General features: G+C 66.0%; 16 protein-coding genes, 1 tRNA gene and 1 pseudogene. 6 read left to right on the top strand and 12 right to left on the bottom strand.

Translation table 11 applies throughout. The features are described from left to right. Positions 1-144: 144 nt before the first annotated feature. Positions 145-441, bottom strand: coding sequence for a hypothetical protein (locus tag KUTG_RS32840; RefSeq protein ID WP_043722313.1), 297 nt, complete (start codon positions 439-441; stop codon positions 145-147). Positions 442-642: 201 nt separating this feature from the next. On the opposite strand from KUTG_RS32840, the gene KUTG_RS32835 reads away from it, so the two are divergent. Further along, positions 643-1,974 (top strand): APC family permease, encoded by a 1,332-nt coding sequence (locus KUTG_RS32835; RefSeq protein WP_232241506.1) that lies wholly within the window; start codon positions 643-645, stop codon positions 1,972-1,974. Here KUTG_RS32835 and KUTG_RS32830 read toward each other — a convergent pair. The 3 genes from KUTG_RS32830 to KUTG_RS32820 form a co-directional block, all read right to left on the bottom strand. Further along, positions 1,949-2,368, bottom strand: coding sequence for an SsgA family sporulation/cell division regulator (locus KUTG_RS32830; protein ID WP_043731425.1), 420 nt, complete (start codon positions 2,366-2,368; stop codon positions 1,949-1,951). The genes KUTG_RS32835 and KUTG_RS32830 overlap by 26 nt on opposite strands. 117 nt (positions 2,369-2,485) lie before the next feature. Next, entirely contained in the window at positions 2,486-3,388 is a 903-nt protein-coding gene (locus KUTG_RS32825; protein WP_043722310.1) for a cation diffusion facilitator family transporter, read from the bottom strand. A gap of 77 nt (positions 3,389-3,465) precedes the next feature. Then, positions 3,466-4,197 (bottom strand): alpha/beta fold hydrolase, encoded by a 732-nt coding sequence (locus KUTG_RS32820; RefSeq protein ID WP_052395680.1) that lies wholly within the window; start codon positions 4,195-4,197, stop codon positions 3,466-3,468. Between the two features lie 69 nt (positions 4,198-4,266). Here KUTG_RS32820 and KUTG_RS32815 point away from each other — a divergent pair. The 3 genes from KUTG_RS32815 to KUTG_RS32805 all read left to right on the top strand — a co-directional run bounded on the left by KUTG_RS32815 (position 4,267) and on the right by KUTG_RS32805 (position 5,778). After that, positions 4,267-4,338, top strand: a tRNA-Arg gene (locus KUTG_RS32815). A gap of 162 nt (positions 4,339-4,500) precedes the next feature. Further along, positions 4,501-5,511, top strand: coding sequence for a TNT domain-containing protein (locus KUTG_RS54145; protein WP_052395679.1), 1,011 nt, complete (start codon positions 4,501-4,503; stop codon positions 5,509-5,511). A 12-nt stretch (positions 5,512-5,523) separates the two neighbouring features. Continuing rightward, positions 5,524-5,778, top strand: a complete 255-nt coding sequence (locus KUTG_RS32805) for a hypothetical protein (RefSeq protein ID WP_043722308.1) — start codon at positions 5,524-5,526, stop codon at positions 5,776-5,778. A gap of 204 nt (positions 5,779-5,982) precedes the next feature. Here the strand turns inward: KUTG_RS32805 and KUTG_RS61910 are convergent, their stop codons facing one another. The 4 genes from KUTG_RS61910 to KUTG_RS32785 are packed head-to-tail and all read right to left on the bottom strand — an operon-like array spanning position 5,983 to position 12,042. After that, positions 5,983-7,935, bottom strand: coding sequence for a type I restriction endonuclease subunit R (locus KUTG_RS61910; protein ID WP_198047382.1), 1,953 nt, complete (start codon positions 7,933-7,935; stop codon positions 5,983-5,985). Continuing rightward, positions 7,932-9,119 carry a type I restriction endonuclease gene (locus KUTG_RS65395; RefSeq protein ID WP_255360949.1) on the bottom strand — a complete coding sequence of 396 codons (1,188 nt, stop codon included), beginning with the start codon at positions 9,117-9,119 and terminating at the stop codon, positions 7,932-7,934. The genes KUTG_RS61910 and KUTG_RS65395 overlap by 4 nt, the downstream gene beginning before the upstream one ends. Then, positions 9,119-10,300 carry a restriction endonuclease subunit S gene (locus KUTG_RS56845; protein ID WP_084580049.1) on the bottom strand — a complete coding sequence of 394 codons (1,182 nt, stop codon included), beginning with the start codon at positions 10,298-10,300 and terminating at the stop codon, positions 9,119-9,121. Before KUTG_RS56845 ends, KUTG_RS65395 begins: the two co-directional genes overlap by 1 nt. Then, complete coding sequence (locus KUTG_RS32785; protein WP_043722299.1) at positions 10,297-12,042, bottom strand: type I restriction-modification system subunit M; 1,746 nt, start codon at positions 12,040-12,042, stop codon at positions 10,297-10,299. The genes KUTG_RS56845 and KUTG_RS32785 overlap by 4 nt, the downstream gene beginning before the upstream one ends. A 273-nt stretch (positions 12,043-12,315) precedes the next feature. Here KUTG_RS32785 and KUTG_RS56840 point away from each other — a divergent pair. Together KUTG_RS56840 and KUTG_RS61900 are read left to right on the top strand one after the other, a co-directional pair. After that, a pseudogene (locus KUTG_RS56840) lies at positions 12,316-12,645 on the top strand (SbcC/MukB-like Walker B domain-containing protein); the annotation flags it as partial. 25 nt (positions 12,646-12,670) lie between these two features. Beyond that, positions 12,671-13,093: a hypothetical protein gene (locus tag KUTG_RS61900; protein ID WP_043722295.1), complete on the top strand. Its 423-nt coding sequence runs from the start codon at positions 12,671-12,673 to the stop codon at positions 13,091-13,093. 118 nt (positions 13,094-13,211) lie between these two features. Here KUTG_RS61900 and KUTG_RS32770 read toward each other — a convergent pair whose 3' ends face one another. The 4 genes from KUTG_RS32770 to KUTG_RS32755 all read right to left on the bottom strand — a co-directional run. Continuing rightward, positions 13,212-14,609 (bottom strand): S28 family serine protease, encoded by a 1,398-nt coding sequence (locus tag KUTG_RS32770; protein WP_043722292.1) that lies wholly within the window; start codon positions 14,607-14,609, stop codon positions 13,212-13,214. A gap of 84 nt (positions 14,610-14,693) precedes the next feature. Continuing rightward, positions 14,694-15,086, bottom strand: coding sequence for a hypothetical protein (locus KUTG_RS32765; RefSeq protein WP_043722290.1), 393 nt, complete (start codon positions 15,084-15,086; stop codon positions 14,694-14,696). Between the two features lie 87 nt (positions 15,087-15,173). Beyond that, positions 15,174-15,761 carry a TetR/AcrR family transcriptional regulator gene (locus KUTG_RS32760; RefSeq protein ID WP_043722288.1) on the bottom strand — a complete coding sequence of 196 codons (588 nt, stop codon included), beginning with the start codon at positions 15,759-15,761 and terminating at the stop codon, positions 15,174-15,176. Next, positions 15,745-15,970 (bottom strand): alpha/beta fold hydrolase (locus tag KUTG_RS32755; protein ID WP_369794540.1); only part of this gene is annotated, 226 nt, incomplete at its 5' end. The genes KUTG_RS32760 and KUTG_RS32755, both read right to left, overlap by 17 nt.

Genomic DNA, 15,970 nt, shown 5'->3' with positions numbered 1-15,970 from the left:
CCCCGTCGCAGCCGGTCCAGCACGATTCGCTGGTTGAGCTCCCGCATGCTCGCGGGCGTGCCGACCTGTGGCGCCCTCACACCCACTGCCTCCGTGTCCAGGGGCCAAGGCCCCGCCGATCCCCCATAGTAGGAGGCCACGGCGTCAATGGGCGTGAGCCGTCATGGCGCGGCGCAGACCTGCGAACGTCGGATACACCGACACCCCCGGATCGGCGTGGGCCGTCTGGTCGAAAGAGACCATGGTCCAGACCAGTTCGCGGCCGAGGCCCGCCGTGTAGACGACCACCCCGCAGCCCGCGCAGCGGGCCACCGCGGCCACCGGCGTGACCGCGAGGGGATGGTCGTCGCCGACCGCCCCCGCCAGCTGTTTCTCCAGCGCGGTGCGCTGGTCGGCGGACGCGAGCAGCCACGACTCCGGGAAGAGTCCGGACGGCGTCACCGGCCCAGTCTCCCGCAAGATCAGGTCACGACTTCGGCGGCAGTCCCCCTCGGCGTGTTCCCTGCCACACCGTCTTTATGTTAAGAACCTTTCCTAATTCGAGCCAGGGAGGTGGGCGTGGCTACGGGCACGCAAAAGGGGCAGGTGGGCCTCGAACGGCGCATCGGGCCGTGGCAGGCGACCGCCATCAACATGACGCAGATGTGCGGGATCGGTCCGTTCCTCACGATCCCGCTGATGGTCGCGGCGATGAACGGGCCGCAGGCCATGTTCGGCTGGGTCATCGGCGCGATCATCGTGCTGGCCGACGGCCTGATCTGGGCCGAGCTCGGCGCGGCGATGCCGGGCGCCGGCGGCACCTACATCTACCTGCGGGAGGCGTTCCAGTACCGGACCGGGCGGCTGATGCCGTTCCTGTTCGTGTGGACCGCGGTGCTGTTCATCCCGCTGATCATGTCCACGGGCGTCATCGGCCTGGTGCAGTACCTCGGCGTGCTGTGGCCGGCGGTGGTGGACGACACCGGCGCCGTCAACACGCTCGGGCACGTGGTCGGCGTGGTCATCACCGGCCTGGTGGTCGTCCTGCTGTACCGCAAGATCGGCGACATCACCAAGGTCACCACGGCCTTCTTCGGCGTCATGCTGGTGAGCATCCTGGCCGTCATCATCGCCGCGTACAGCCACTTCAGCGCCTCGCTGGCGTTCGACTTCACGCCGGGCGCGTTCGGCTCGGGCGGCGCGTTCTGGACCGGTCTGGGCGCGGGCCTGATCATCGCCGTGTACGACTACCTCGGCTACAACACCAGCGCCTACCTGGGCGGCGAGGTCCGCGAGCCGGGTAAGACCCTGCCGCGGTCGATCATCCTGTCCATCGTCGGCATCATGGCGCTGTACCTGCTGCTGCAGATCGGGATCCTCGGCTCGGTGCCGTGGCAGGACGTGGCCAAGTCCTCGTCCATCGCGACGCTGGCCGTGTCCACCGCGTGGGGCTCGGGCATCGCCAACGTGGTGACCGCCCTCATCGTGGTGACCGCCTTCGCGTCGGTGTTCGCCGGCCTGCTCGGCGGCTCCCGGGTTCCCTACGAGGCCGCGCGGGACAAGCTGTTCCTGCCCGTGTTCGCCAAGCTGCACCCGAAGGGGCACTTCCCCACCGCGGGCCTGCTGGTGATGGGTGTGATCACCGCCATCGCCTCGCTGTTCCCGCTGGGCGTGGTGATCAACGCGCTCACCGCCGTCATCGTGCTGGTGCAGTCGGTCGCGCAGATCGCCGCGTTGGTCGTGCTGCGGCGCCGGCAGCCGGGCCTGGTTCGGCCGTACAAGATGTGGCTGTTCCCGGTGCCGTTGATCATCGCGTTCGTCGGCTGGGCGTTCCTGTACTACTCCACCGACGCGCTGTCCCAGATCCTGTCGGTGTCCTGGGTGGTCATCGGCGTGGTCGCGTTCCTGATCTTCGCCCGGGCCGAGCAGGTCTGGCCGTTCGGTCCGAAGGAGATCAAGGAGGAGTACCTCACGACATCGACGTCAGACGCGTGAGCTCCGCGTCGATGTCCACCCACAGGTGCTCGTTGCCGGGCATCACGATCTCGTAGGTCTCGTCCAGGAACTCGGCCAGGTCCTCGGCCGGGGCCTCGAACACCGCCTGGCCCGACGGCGAGAGCAGCTCCACCACGACCATCTCCACGTCGCTGTCCGACGGCCTGATCCGGATGTCGCCCTCACCGGCGTCGCCGATCAGGCCGTCGGCCAGCAGGTCCCGGCCGAACGCCCACTCGACACAGTCCTCGCGGCCCGGGCGGAACGCCGCCACCACCGCGAACGGATCCAGCGTGTCGTAGCGCAGCTCCACCTCCAGCGGCACCAGGAAGTCGTGCGCCGCCAGGAAGCCGAAGTCGACCCTCGACGTGATCACCTTGCGGTCGTTGCCCATGTTCTCCATGTGGTCCATCCCCTTCGCTCTCTCACGTCATCACCCGTGACAGAGGTGGGACGCAGCACCGCTGGGATACCCACGCGGTTTTCACAGAAGACACCCGAACGGGTGCCGTCACCAAGTCAGGTCACGGCACTTCGCGGTGGCTCCCCAGGGTTCGACCTGCACCGTCGCATGATCCAACCGGTAGTCCTCGGCCAGCAGTTTCTGGGCCCTGACCAGCACATCCGCCGGCTCCGCCCCCGGGGCCACGGCGAGGTGCGCCGAGGCCACCTCCTTGCCCGATGTGAGGGTCCACACATGCACGTCATGAGCTTCGGTCACACCGTCAAGGGCAGTGAGATCAACACATAGCTGCCGCACGTCCACTCGTTCGGGCGCGTGCTGGAAGAGGATGCGCAGCGCCCTCTTGGCCAGGCCCCAGGTGCGGGGCAGGACGAACAGGCCGATGGCCACCGCGATGACCGGGTCCGCGTAGCGCCAGCCCGTGGTCAGCGTGATCAGTCCGCTGATCAGGACACCCACCGAGCCCACCAGGTCCGACAGCACTTCGAGATAGGCGCCCCTGAGGTTCAGGCTCTCCTTCGCGCCCTCCTTGAGCAGGAGGAAGGCCGTCGCGTTGATCCCGATGCCGATGACCGCCGTGATCGTCACCGGCAGGCCCGCCACCTCCGGCGGCTGCGCAAAGCGCTGGATCGCCTCGTACAGGACGTAGCCAGCGACCGCGAACAGCAGCACCGCGTTGGCCAGCGCCGCCAGCACCTCCGCCCGGTACATGCCGAAGGTGCGGTCCTGGTTCTTGCTCTTCTTGGCGGCCAGGATCACCGCCGCCAGGGCCAGACCGATGCCCACCACGTCCGTCAGCACGTGCGCCGCGTCCGAGATCAGCGCCAGGGAGCCCGTGCTGATGCCAATCGCCGCTTCCACCGCGAGGAAGGCCGCCCCCAGCCCCAGCGCCGCCCACAGACGCCCCACGTGCTGCCCCGAGGCGCTGCCGTGCCCGTGTCCGTGCCCCATCGCCGCTTCGTTCCCTTCGTGTCCCCAGCCGCCCCTCCAACATATAGCCACATGCGCATAAGCTCAATGAGGTATGCCTAACTTTCCCTGGTGAATTCCTTGATCCAGGTGGCCGTGATCTCCGGGTGAGTCTTGATCACCCAGTGCCCCGCCGGCACGATCTTGACTGTCAGGTCGTCACACCACGGCTCCGCCGCCCGGACCATCGCCGGCGTCACGAACCTGTCCCTCGTAGCCACGATCTGCAGCGTCCTGGTGGTGATCCTTTTCGCTTCGTGCTCCCGCCCGATGTTCGCCCGGTACAGCTCCAGCCCTGGGGTCGGGAAGATCAGATCCGGCAGCCTCGGGGTCTTGAACGCCGCCATGTACCAGGACCTGATCAGCTGGTTCACCGTCTCCCTACTGGGGAAGTTCCGCCGGTACCAGTCGCTCGCGTGCCCCAGATCCGGCCCCGAGATCGCCGTGAACGACTCGAAGGGGTGGCCTTGAACCGCCCGCCAGCCCTGCACCGCTCCCCAGTCGTGGCCCACCAGGTGCACCTTGCCGCCTGCCGCCTCCGCCACACGGATCACGTCGTCCTTGAGGCGCTCGATCCGGTAGCCCTCCCGGGTCGCCGGCGCCTCCGACCCGCCCATCCCACGGACGTCGTACCTCACCACCCTGAAGCTGTCTTTCAGCTCCCTGACCAGCGGCTCCCACACCGCCGCCGTGTCCGGGAACCCGTGCACCAGCAGCACCGTCGGGTTGGTGGCGGCACCGTCCTCGTACATCCTCAGCCGCAGGCCATCCCCCGTCATCACGTCACCCACGCGTGTGACCGTAGGCCGTTGCAAAACCCCTCGGCGCCGTGTTGTAAGCTTCTCCTCGTTGAGCAACGGGCCCCCGTAGCTCAGGGGATAGAGCACCGCCCTCCGGAGGCGGTGGCGCAGGTTCGAATCCTGCCGGGGGCACCCGACAAGCCCGATCGTGGCCGCAAAAAGCGCGGCCCACGATCGGGTGCTTTGTTTTTCTGGGGCTCTCGCCCCAGACCCCAAGCCAGGAGGGCTCCGCCCCCTGGACTCCCGAGGCGAGGCGCTGATGGATATCCCGGGCCTTGAGGCAGGGCAGCGCCCATGAGCAAGATCAACACGCGGCCTGGGCACCTGCGTAAGTCCGGCGGGAAACTCAGCGCATTCGGCGGGAAGCTCGCCGATGGCGGGCAGAAGCTGGAGAGCACCGGGCAGGACTTGGTCTCACACGCCAGCAACGACAGGTCCGGTATCGGGGCCGTGGTAGCCAAGGCCATGGGCAAAGGCGTTCAGGTCACGGGCAAGGTCTTCAACGAAGGCGGCCGGGTGGCAGAAGGGGCCGGCAAGCGCCTTGGAGCCACTGCCGACCTCTACGAAGAGGCGGACGGCAAGGGTGCCGGGTTGCTCAGAAAGTTCCATCCCGACTCCAAGGACGTTGCACCCAAGGGCGGACACGGATCTCCCAGCACGTCTCGTGGGCATAGCAACACGACTCCGGGCCACACAACACCAAAACATCACACCGTGGTCGGCGGCAGCCACGCCGAAGAGCAGTGGCGGCTACGTGAGCAGCACGGGGAACCCAAGCCCGACAGTGATTGGCTCGCCGATGCCGATGATGTCAAGCATCGCCGTCATCCAGGGTTGAAGCCCGGAGATCCGAAATTCGAGGCAGTGACGCACGGCCGCCAACCACCGACGGGCACGGAACTCGACCGCTTCAACTCGAAGTGGTCGCAGGGGCGGGATCCCAATAGCGGCTTCGAGAACTACCAGTACCCCACCGAGGAGTACGGGCACCCCAACGGCTTCGCCACTCCGCAGGACAAACGTGCCGAGTGGGTTCCGCCAGGAACCCGGATCGACCGGTTCGGAAGTGAGTACGGCTCATTCTTGGCCACCGAAGGCGCTCCCTGGCCCGAGCGCGCGCTGCCGCCCCACACCCTCACATCGCCGTATCACACCTATGAGGTGACACAGCCTTTCCCGTCCTGGGTCGGCCCCGCCGCAGGCTGGTTCGACCAACCAGGCGGCGCAACGCAGTACTTCCTTGGGCAGTACGACGTCGATCGCCTGCTCAAGGCCGGCTATCTCCGCGAGACAACTGGTGAGTGACCGAGGAGAGTCATGAACACCCGCAACCTGGCAACCAACCTGCAGTACATCGGCCTCCCCGCCACCACCGTCGTCGTCGGTGGACTGGCCGACGACCACCACTGCATCCTGCGCACCGAGGACGACCAGTGGGAGGTCTTCTTCTACGAACGCGGTGAAAAGCGCCACCGCGTCGTCGTCGCAACCGAAGACATCGCCTGCACCTACATTTTCGGCCTGCTGGCCCAGTCCCAGGTATTGTCCGAGAGGCTGGTCCTCGCAAACTGAGCGGCACAGAGTTCGACACCCCTCGGCACCGTACTACGACGGCGCTGCGACATCGTTAAACGTCACCATGCACGCGCGAAGCACGCTAGCAACCTGGGTATACACGCACTCGACACCTTCACGAACACGCCCGCCTCGACGCCGCAATCAAGCCCTCAACCTTGCAAGAAATCCCAGGGTCGAGCGTCACGTGGGACAGGCTGCTCACACGCCTGCCTCCTGATCGATCGCTACCTCGTAAAACGCGTCCGCGAGCGCCATGATGACAGCGTTGATGCCAGGTCCGTCGCTGAAGAAGTAGTCCGCCATGGTGTTGTGGGCCTCCTGGTTGTCGACGACCGCTTCAGTGACCGCCGCCTGGAAGTCCTGTGACTCCACGAACTGCTTCTTCGAGTTCACCTTGGTCTGGTTGACCAGGTCCGGGTAGGCGAGCAGCCGCTGCACCAGTCCCTGTACGAACTCACGGACCTGAGACGCGGAGAACGACTCGGCACCGAAGAGATCGTTCATCTTGTCGATGACGACTTGGAGAGCGACGTACTTCGGCTCCTTCCGGGTGCCGGTGCCCGCAGCACCGATGCCCTTGAGCTCGCCGTCACCGGTCAGCGAGATGTCGACCGCGGTCCCCTTGTCGTGCTTGACCCCGACCAGGACCACATCGGAGAGGTCGACCTCCGCTGCCCAGGATGAGTCTGCAATGACCTTCTCCAGGAGCCGCAGGAAGATCGACAACATCTCCATGTATGGGTCGCCGTAGTCGATAATCTGGCTCATGAAGTCGTAGAGCCGGACGTAGGTGGAGACGTCCTTGCGGAACAGGTCGAGGGCGGTGAGGGTGACGTTGTCGTCGGCCTCGATCGCCGCCGCGTAGCGGCGGGCGAAGTCGTTCTTGGCCGGGCTGATCGCCGCCGAAAGCGCATTGTTGCCCTTCCGAGTGACCCACAGTTCGGCGACCTCGCGCACCTGCTCGGGCGTGTAGATCCCGGCCTGCGCGAGCTTGTTGGCGAGGTGGACGACGATGTACGGGTCGGTCTCGGTCTCCAAGGTAGCATTGGTGAAGTACGGCTCAAACGCAGCCCGGATGTCCTCGGGCTTGTTCACGAAGTCGATGACGAACGTCTTGCGCTTCTGGTCCCCGCCCGCAGTGCGATGGGTGCGGTTGAGCCGGGAGAGTGTCTGCACGGCAGCAACCCCGGAGAGCTTCTTGTCTACGTACATGGCCGAGAGCAGCGGCTGGTCGAATCCGGTCTGGAACTTGTTGGCGACCAGCATGATCTTGTACGTCGTGCCCTTGAAAGCGGCGGCCAGGTCCGAGCCGGCGCCGGGGTTAAGGTTGGCCTCGGTGAACTCGTCGTCCTTGCTCGGCTGCGGCCCCCAGTCCGACACCCACTCCTCGTTCTCGGCCATGGTCACCGATCCAGAGAAAGCGACGAGGGTGCGGTAGTTGTACGAGGCGTCCTTGGCGGCCCGCTTGGTGATATAGGCGTCGATCGCCTTCTTGTACTTCACTGCCGCCTTACGCGAGTCGGTCACAACCATCGCCTTCGCCTTGCCCTCCAAGAGGTGGGCGACGTTGGCGTGGAAGTGCTCGACGATGATCTGCACTTTCTGGCTGATGTTGGTCGGGTGCAGCTTCACCCACCGCATCAGACCTTTGCGCGCTGCGGCCTCGTCCACCACCTCGTCGCCGTCGCCGCTCTCGGCCTGGCCGGCGATCTTGAGCGCGGTGTCGTAAGACTGGTAACCCCTGAGCACGTCGAGGATGTAGCCCTCCTCGATCGCCTGCCGCATCGAGTAGAGATGGAACTCGACCGGCTTCCCGTCAGGGCCCTTCCGGCCGAAAAGCTCCAGGGTCTTGTTCTTCGGCGTCGCCGTGAACGCGAAGTAGGAGATGTTCTCCGACTCGGCCCGCTCGGTCATCTCCGAGGCCAGGATCGCCTCGACGTCGACCTCACCGCCCTCCTCGATCTCCTTGACCTCCTCCGCGGTCAACACGGCCTTGAGCTTGGAGGAGACCTGCCCGGACTGCGACGAGTGCGCCTCGTCCGCGATCACAGCGAACCGCTTGCCCTTCAACCCCTTGTCGGCCCGGATCTCGTCGAGGGCGAACGGGAACGTCTGCACCGTCACCGCGATGATCAGCTCCCCGCTCTTCAAAGCGGTTGCCAGCAACCCGATTTCGACTTCGCCCCCGCCTTGCGGACGTCCTCCGGGCTGATCGTGGCCACGATCTTCCCCGACCCGTCGATCTGCCGGATCGCCTCCTGGAGCTGCCCGTCGAGCACGGTGCGGTCCACGACCACGATCACCGAGTCGAAGACCTTCTCGTCGTTCACGTGCAGCCGCGCCAACCGGTGCGCAGTCCAGGCAATGGTGTTCGTCTTCCCCGACCCTGCCGAGTGCTCGATCAGGTAGCGATGCCCCACCCCCTCCTCGCTCACCGCGGCCACGATGTTCGTCACGGCCTCCCACTGGTGGAACCGTGGGAAGAGCATGCTCGTACGCCGCACCGACGTCCCGGTCGCAACATCCCACTCTTCCTTGGTCTCCACGATCATCAGCCGGCCGATGATGTTGAGCCAGGCGTGCTTCTCCCAGACCCGCTCCCACAGGTACGCCGTCGCCGAACTCCCCTCGGCACCAAGCGGGTTGCCCGCGCCACCGTCATGGCCGACGTTGAACGGCAGGAAGTGTGTCTTCTCGCCCTCGAGCCGGGTGGTCATCGCGGCTAGGTCGTTGGAGACCGCGAAATGCACCAGCGCCCGATGGCCGAACGACAACAGCGGCTCCGGCCGCCCCTTGGTCAGCGGCTGCCGGTCTTTGCGGTACTGGTTGATCGCCTCATCAAGCGATTGGGTGAAGTCGGTCTTCAGCTCGACCGTGGCGACTGCGAGCCCGTTGATGAAGAAGAGCAGGTCGATGCTGCGCTGGTCAGCGGTGGAGAAGTGAACCTGCTGCATCACCCGGACCCGCATGGCCGCGTACTGCTCGTTGGTGGTCGCGTTCAGGCTCGTCTCGGGGCGGAACTGCGCCATCTTCAGCCGGCCACCGCCGATGTACTGCACCCCGTTGCGCAGGATGTTGAGTGTCCCGCCTCCATGCTCCAGGGGCCTGTCGAGCGCCGTGGCCAGCACGTCGAGGAACTTCGCCTCCGACCCCGCCGCCCTCAGGGCCTTTTCGTACGCTGGCTTCTGGGTCGTCTTCAGCCACTCGAACACATCCCTGGGGAAGAGCGCCCGCTCGCGGTCGTACCCGGTGTCATCTGCTGAGTGGAGCCACCCGTGGTCAGCCAGGTACGCGCAGATCTCGGCCTCGAAGACGTCCTCGTGGTGGTCCGCCATCACGCCATCTCCCGTACGTCGATCTGACCAGTTACGGCTGCGGTGATCAGCGCCGCCCGGCGTTCCTTCGAGAGCTCGATGAACCGCTCCGTCTCAGCGATCAGCGTGTCGATCTTTGCGGTCTGCTCGTCGAGGTGTTCGGCAATCCGGCGCTGCTCCTCAACTGGAGGCAGCGCCAAGGGCAGCCGACCAAACATCGACCAGTTACGAAAGTCAACGCTCCGCTCTCGCACATTCGGGGCCTGAGTTGCAAGGAATCCACTGCGTCCGAGATAGCGGAGAAGTCGAGCGACGTATGGCAAGTGGTCACCAGCGCTGGCTTCGCAGACGTGATAGACGGGCGTCGCGTTTCCATGGCTGTCCGAGATCCCGACGGCGCCGGCGAATCCGTCAAGCGCATGGAACACGAGGTCGCCAGGACGGATCTCCTGGTACCCATGTTCAGTATTGGAGAACGTGTAGCCATCCTCCCGACGATTGCTTCTGAGGGTCACAACGCCGTCGCGGAAGGCAGTGACAACACCAAGGCCCGGAGCGGCAGGGCGCGAAAGCGGTCGAAGCACCCGCTTGACCGTTGTGTGACGAGTCTCGATCGGCGACCCCAGAAGCGCATCGGCTTCAGCTTCGCGTCGCTCGCGAACCAACTCGACCAGGCGCTGCTGCTCCTCGATGAGCGTGTCGATGCGGGCGGTCTCACGGTCGAGGTAGTCGGCGATGGCGCGCTGCTCCGAGTGAGGGGGAACCGGCACCGGAAGTGCATTGATCTGCGCAGTTCCAATGCCCGGCTGCGCAGCCGTCTGGGAGTACTGGCCAAGATTCATCACTCGCAGGAGATAAGCAAGCCAGCGAGGATCGACCTCGTCTGAAGCACGCGCAACGATCGCATGTTCAGAGGCCCAGAACTCGCCGGAGACGAGGTGCACGTTGCCGCACAACGCACCTTGGCGCCCGATGAGAATTCGAGTGCCGTGATGAGTCTTTGCCTGGGTGTAGCCGCGGAGCCCGTTGCCGCCGTACACGGGATAGGTGCCGACTGGCTCGATCGATTCGGCAGTGATCGCTTCACCAGCTTGCATACCAGGCGCAACGTACTTCACCTTTGACTCACTCCAGCCGGAGGGAAGCGAGAGTCCCTGCAACCAATCAATCTTTGTTGGGCTCGTCGAACGCACAGTGGTCATCCCTCAACCTCACGAAGCAGGTCGAGGATCTTGGCGACCTGCTTCTCCAGGTCGGCGTCGATCTCAGCAAGGGGGCGAGGTGGGACGTAGTTGTAGAAGTGGCGGGTGAAGGGGACTTCGTAGCCGATCTTGACCTTGGCCCAGTCAATCCAGGCATCGTGGACGTGCGGCTTCACCTCAGCGTCGAAGTACGCCTGAATGACCTCGACCTTGCCGACCGCGCCGACGTTCGAGCCGCCGTAGGCAAACGGGACGTTCTCGGTGTCGCGCTTCTTCGGGTCCGGTTTGGGGTTGCCCTTGCGGTCGACTATGGGGTTTCCGGACTCGTCGAGCAGGGGACGCTCGACGGTGATGGTCCAGTAGCCGAACTCGTCGTTGCGCAGCACCTTCGAGTAGTCCGGGTCGGCGTCGGTGAAGTCGGCGTACAGCTTCACCACCTTGGCGCGGTCGACGTCGCTGATCTCGCGCCCCTTGGAGCCGAGGTTCTTGCGCATCTTGGTCCAGAACGAGGTGCCGTCGATGAGCTGGACCAGGCCCTTGCGGTCGGGATGCTTGGTGTTGTCGAGGATCCAGATATAGGTGGCGATACCGGTGTTGAAGAACATGTTCGTCGGCAGCGCGACGATGGCATCGACCAGGTCGTTCTCCAGCAGCCACTTGCGGATGTTGGAGGGGCCGGAGTCGGCGGCGCCGTTGAAGAGCGGCGAGCCGTTCATCACGATCCCGACCCGGCCACCGCCGTCTTCCGGCGCCCGCATCTTGTGGGCCAAGTGGAGCAGGAAGAGCATCTGCCCGTCTGAGGTCGCTGGGAGGCCGGGGGCGAACCGGCCGTAGGGACCAGCTTCGTTGTGCTCTTTCGTGATTGCTTTGGCGTACTGCTTCCAGTCGACGCCATACGGCGGATTGGACATGCAGAAGTCGAACTGGCGGCCCTTGAACGCGTCATCGGTCAGCGTGTTACCGAAGGCGATGTTGGTCGCGTCGTGGCCCTTGGCCAGCAGATCGGACTTGCAGATCGCGTACGACTGCGGGTTGTACTCCTGGCCGTACAGGCTCAACTTCGCGTCGGGGTTCTGTGCGAGCAGGTGCTCCTCGGCCAGGGCGAGCATGCCGCCGGTGCCGGCGGTCGGGTCGTACAGCGTGCGGACGATGCCGGCCTCGGTCAGGTCGGCGTCCTTCTCGGCGAAGAGCAGGTCGACCAGCAGCCGGATCGCGTCCCGCGGGGTGTAGTGGTCGCCGGAGGTCTCGTTCGCGGCCTCGTTGAACTTGCGGATGATGTACTCGAACGCATCACCCATGTCGGCGTTGGAGACGACGTCCGGATGCAGGTCGACGGCCTTGAAGGACGTGATGACCTCGCGCAGGAGCTCCGCCTTTTCCAGGGCGAGGATCTCCTTCTTGAAGTCGAAGTACTCGAACACGTCGACATCGGGCGAGAATCGGTCGATGTAGTCGGCCAGGTTGTCAGCCAGCCCGTCGGCGTCTTTGAGAAGGTTGTCGAAGGAGTAGTTCGAGGTGTTGTAGAACGGCCTGCCGGTCGCCTTCTTGACCTCGATCTTGAGCCGGTTAGGGTTGTCGTACCTGGCCGCCAGCGCGCGCACCGTCTCACGGTCGGGCTCGAGGATGCAGTCGAGGCGCCGCAGGATCGTAAGCGGGAGGATCACGTTGCCGTACTGGTTGGGGCGGTAGGGACCCCGAAGCTGGTCGGCGATCGACCAGACGAAACTACCGAGGGTGCTCACAAGACTCCTTACGCGGCTCACTCGACGATGCGTGTCGGACACCCAGCACGACCCCGTACGCGCCGTCCGAACAGGCGACGCACAGTCCGCAGCAGCCGGTGCGTCACAAGAGCATCATCGCGCATCACGACACCCTGCGTATCACGAAGTCGTCAGCATCCATAGTCGGCGGCAGCGACCTGCTACTGGCTTACGATCCTCGCTGCACGTCCCCGAAGGAATCCGCAAGACGCAGAGCAGGTCGACGACCGTGTTCGTCGCCTGTATCGGCTCGGCTCGGTGTTGCTCACCCGGGAGCTGCAAGGCGCGTTGTCCGGCGACGAAAAGGCCATCGCGCTGCATCTGCCACTGTTCGCAGCCCACTACCCGACGGTGCCGCGCGTCATCCTGCTCGACGAGGTCTTCGTCGGCGTCGATAGCAACAACCGCGGGCAGGTGTCGGCCTGCTGTCCGCCTTGGACTTCGAACTCATGCTGACCTCGGCCGCACGCGTGGTGCGCGTACGCGGAGCTCGACGGCATCGCGATCCACCATCTGATCACCGGTGGCGGTGACAACATGGTCACCACAGCTGGCTTCGTGTGGAATGGCCCGGACCTGATCCAGACTCATGACCGGAAGGACACAGATGGCGTACCAACCCGAGTCGGTCAGCGTGCTGATCGAGCACCTGGACTCGGCCGGATTCGAGCTGGTCAGGGAGAGTCGAGGCGGGATGGGCGGGGTGCAGCTGATCTACGAGGGCGTGCTCGACGGAGTGGCGGCCTGGGTGGAGATCAACGCGGATCGGGGGCAGTGGCAGGCGCTGCTGGGGTTCGGCGGCGTGGGCGAGGGCCATGGCGGCGGGTCGTGGGCGGCGTACCTGGACGGCACGGAGATCAGCAGCTGGGACATCGACCACGAGGTGGGGTTCATCGTCGAACGCGGGGTGGAGGCAGCGGCTGCGTGGCGGCGGGATCCGGCGACCGAGCGGAAGATGGTCGAGGCGGGACGCGCGTATATGGAGCGGTGGTACGCGGAACGGCGCCGCGGGAACGAAAGCACGGATTGATCAGCGTGTTCGACATCGTCCTGGTCGGCGCCGGCGCGTGAGGCGGTGGTGGCGGCGCTGGCTGGGTGAACCCGAGCCTCCCCGGCCGGAAAGAGGCCGGGCCGGGGAGGCGACGCCGTCAGAGGCGGGGGTGGTCGAGCTGGGAGAGGTCGGCGTCGAAGAGGGGGAAGCCGGCGGTGTTGGAGCGGAGGGTGAGGGCGGGGGCGGCGGGGAGGCCGGCCCAGCGGCGGACGGCGGCTACAGCGGCGGCGGACTGGGCGGCGGGGAGCTGGGAGATGCGGGAGCCGTGGTTGCCGGCAGGGACGAAGTAGCGGTAGGAGTCGCGGCTGCCGTGGCCGACGGAGAAGGGCATGGCGCCCCAAGGGTCGTTGGCGCCGTAGATGAACAGGAACTGGGAGGCGTGGGTCTTGACCCAGAGGTCGATGTCGGCCATGGCGAAGGGCTGGAAGGGCGGGATCCTGACGGAGCGGGGGACGAAGGTGCGGGGCTGGTCCTGGCCGGGGTAGCGGAGGAGGTCCCGGAGGTAGCTGTCGTAGGTCTCGGGGGCGTTGAGCTGGACGGCGGCCTGGTAGTAGTACGGGACGAAGCCGGAGAGCTCCTGGTCGGAGTAGCCGGTGAGGCTGTCGACCTTCTCGAACCAGGCGTAGAGCTGGGCGGCGGGGGCGCCGGGCTTGGGCACCGTGGCGCAGTCGGCCTGGGTCTGGTACTGCCAGAAGGCGAAGTAGGAGTCGATCACCGAGAACTCGAGGCCGGCGTCGAGGGAGCCGACGGAGGTGTAGGTGTAGCCCTTCTTGGCCGAGTCGGCGGCGGCGAGGGCGCCGAGCTCGGAGCGGCGCGTGAGGGCGTCGCGCTGGAGGGCCTTGAGGCTGTCGCGGCAGGCCGGATCGGTGCCGACGCGGGCGAGGAAACGGTTGAAACTGCCGTCCTGCACGACCTCGTTGGGCGCGACGTAAGGAATGGTGGCGTCGACATCGGACGGAAAGAACCGACGATAGTAGGTAGCGGTCATGCCGCCTTTGCTGCCACCGGTGGCCAACCACTTGCCGGGATAGATCGCCTTGAACGCCTGGACGGCATCGTGTTCATCGGCGGCGGCCTGCCAGATGGTCAGCTGCTGTGACCAGTTCTCCGGCTGGGGCCGAGAAGGGGTGAAGTAGCGATACTCCATGGAGAGCTGATTGCCGTTGACGATTTGTGTCGGCTCGGAGCGGTTGGGCGCGGTCGAGACGTTGTAGCCGCTGGTGAAGGCCACGGTGGGCGCCGAGAAGTCCCGGTGGAGCAGGGTGAAGCGCTGCTGGAAGGTGCCGGCCGACGGATGGCGGTGGTCGGCCGGTTGCGTGAATGTCAGCTCGAAGAACCGGAATCCGGCGGGCGCCGGATCCTCCTTGACGATCGTCAGACCCGGAATTCCCTGTAACGCCACCTTGATGTCGACCGGCTCGGCGGCCTGCGCCGTCGGCGCGAGTGGCGCCACCATGGCCAGCGATAACAGGGAAATCGACAGCAGTCTCCGCATGCGTCCCTCCAGTATTCGAACCCGTCCGACGACTACACACGTTTCGCGGACGGGCCGTCAACCGGCCAAAGGGACAGAAAGGAATCAGAACTCGTCGGACTGCGTGAGCTCCTGCTCCAGGGTGTCGGCGCGGGCGACGAGAAGCTCAAGGGGTCGGGCGAACTCGTCGAGGACGCTGAGGTCTTCGAGGGGGGCGGCGTACTTGAGCAGGGCCACGCCGTCGACGACGGCAGCGCCGCCGATGGTGGACTCGCCGGCCAGCTCCAACAGCCGGCGCAGGTCGATGGCGTCGGCCCGGCCGACGGGCGAGGAGATCTCCAGCCACTCGGCGCCGTCGAGGTCGGCGACGTGGTGCACGGCCACCTGCTGCGTGCGGTCGCCCTCGCACTCCAGCCGGAACCGCAGCCACGAGCCCGTGTCCTCCAGCACTTCGTGCCGGGTCCGGACATAGTTGATCACGTCGGTCCAGGTGGTCACTCGTCTCGCCTCTCCGTGCCGGTGCGCAAGCCGCCAAGAGCATCCCATGCCGGGGTGAAGCGCCCGCATGGAATCGCCGCCGCCAACCTACTTCGTGACCAGCCCGAGCAGCAGGCTCATGAGGGCCTGTTGGACGGCCGCGCGCGGAGCGCCGTTGGCGATCATGAGGGCGGACTCGATGACGGCGCTGAGCACGAGCTGGGAGAGGGCGGGCACGGAGGCGGGGGCGGGGATGAGGCCGGCGGCGACGGCGCCGGTGAGCAGGTCGGTGATGATGCCGAGGCCGTGCCGGGCCTCGATCTCCCGCCAGGTGGCCCAGCCGAGCACGGCGGGGGCGTCGGTGAGGCCGATGTGCAGGACGTCGGGGCGCTGGCAGATGTCGAGGAAGCGGTCGACGCCGGCGGCCATGGCGGCGAGGTGGTCGGTCTCGTCGGCGAAGACGGTGGCGATCTCGTCGTTGATCTCGCCCTCGATCTGCTCGAACACGTCCCGGAACAGGGCCTGCTTGTCGGTGTAGTGGTGGTACAGCGCCCCCCGGGTGACGCCGGCGGCCCGCACGATCTCGTCGGTGGACACGGCGGCGTAGCCCCGCTCGGTGAACAGGCCCCGGGCGGCGGTGGTCAGGGCGGACCGGGTGGAACGGGTGCGTTCCTCCTGGCTACGGCGTGGTGGCACCGAGAAAGTTCACCACGAGCCGGCCGAGGGCCTGCGGCTGGTCCTCGGGCACGAACGAGTAGCTGTCGTCGATCAACTCCAGTCGGGCATCGGGCAGCACGGCGGCCAGGCGAGTAGCCATGGAGACGGGGAACAGCCGGTCCTCACGGGCCCAAGCGAGTAGCACCGGCCTATCAAAATCACGCAGCCGCTCGGCGGCGGCCAACGTG

It is taken from the genome of Kutzneria sp. 744 (assembly GCF_000568255.1).
Classification (GTDB): domain Bacteria; phylum Actinomycetota; class Actinomycetes; order Mycobacteriales; family Pseudonocardiaceae; genus Kutzneria.
This window is presented reverse-complemented; position numbering and strand designations above follow the sequence as displayed.

What these genes read in the sequence shown, in the direction of transcription:
- KUTG_RS32835 (WP_232241506.1), top strand. Translation starts at nt 643, where the DNA reads ATGTGCGGGATCGGTCCGTTCCTCACGATCCCGCTGATGGTCGCGGCG.
- KUTG_RS32830 (WP_043731425.1), bottom strand. Translation starts at nt 2,368, where the DNA reads ATGGGCAACGACCGCAAGGTGATCACGTCGAGGGTCGACTTCGGCTTC.
- KUTG_RS32825 (WP_043722310.1), bottom strand. Translation starts at nt 3,388, where the DNA reads ATGGGGCACGGACACGGGCACGGCAGCGCCTCGGGGCAGCACGTGGGG.
- KUTG_RS54145 (WP_052395679.1), top strand. Translation starts at nt 4,501, where the DNA reads ATGAGCAAGATCAACACGCGGCCTGGGCACCTGCGTAAGTCCGGCGGG.
- KUTG_RS32805 (WP_043722308.1), top strand. Translation starts at nt 5,524, where the DNA reads ATGAACACCCGCAACCTGGCAACCAACCTGCAGTACATCGGCCTCCCC.
- KUTG_RS65395 (WP_255360949.1), bottom strand. Translation starts at nt 9,119, where the DNA reads ATGGCGGACCACCACGAGGACGTCTTCGAGGCCGAGATCTGCGCGTAC.
- KUTG_RS56845 (WP_084580049.1), bottom strand. Translation starts at nt 10,300, where the DNA reads ATGACCACTGTGCGTTCGACGAGCCCAACAAAGATTGATTGGTTGCAG.
- KUTG_RS61900 (WP_043722295.1), top strand. Translation starts at nt 12,671, where the DNA reads ATGGCGTACCAACCCGAGTCGGTCAGCGTGCTGATCGAGCACCTGGAC.
- KUTG_RS32770 (WP_043722292.1), bottom strand. Translation starts at nt 14,609, where the DNA reads ATGCGGAGACTGCTGTCGATTTCCCTGTTATCGCTGGCCATGGTGGCG.